Origin of the sequence: Halomonas sp. 141 (assembly GCF_002810305.1) — a bacterium.
GTDB lineage: Bacteria > Pseudomonadota > Gammaproteobacteria > Pseudomonadales > Halomonadaceae > Vreelandella > Vreelandella stevensii.
The window spans coordinates 1-239 of the sequence record NZ_PINZ01000177.1 but is presented as its reverse complement, the minus strand read 5'-3'; the positions used below and the strand labels follow the sequence as shown (position 1 = coordinate 239).

At 69.9% G+C, this 239-nt stretch carries 1 protein-coding gene; it reads left to right on the top strand.

Going from position 1 to position 239, the window contains the following annotated elements:
- A partial coding sequence (locus CWI66_RS17895) for a HAMP domain-containing protein (protein ID WP_157809020.1) occupies positions 1–239 on the top strand: 239 nt, incomplete at both ends.

The window sequence follows — 239 nt, the reverse complement described above, 5'->3', positions numbered from 1 at the left end:
CCACGCTGCTGGCGGCGGCGGTGACCTGGCTGCTGTCGCGCGGCATGCTGGCCCCGGTCAAGCGCCTGGTGGCGGGCACCCACCGCCTGGCGGCGGGCGATTTCACCACCCGCGTGGCGGTCAGCAGCCAGGATGAACTGGGCCGGCTGGCGCACGACTTCAACCAGCTGGCCACCTCGTTGGAAAAAAACGAGCAGATGCGCCGCGCCTTTATGGCCGACGTATCGCACGAGCTGCGC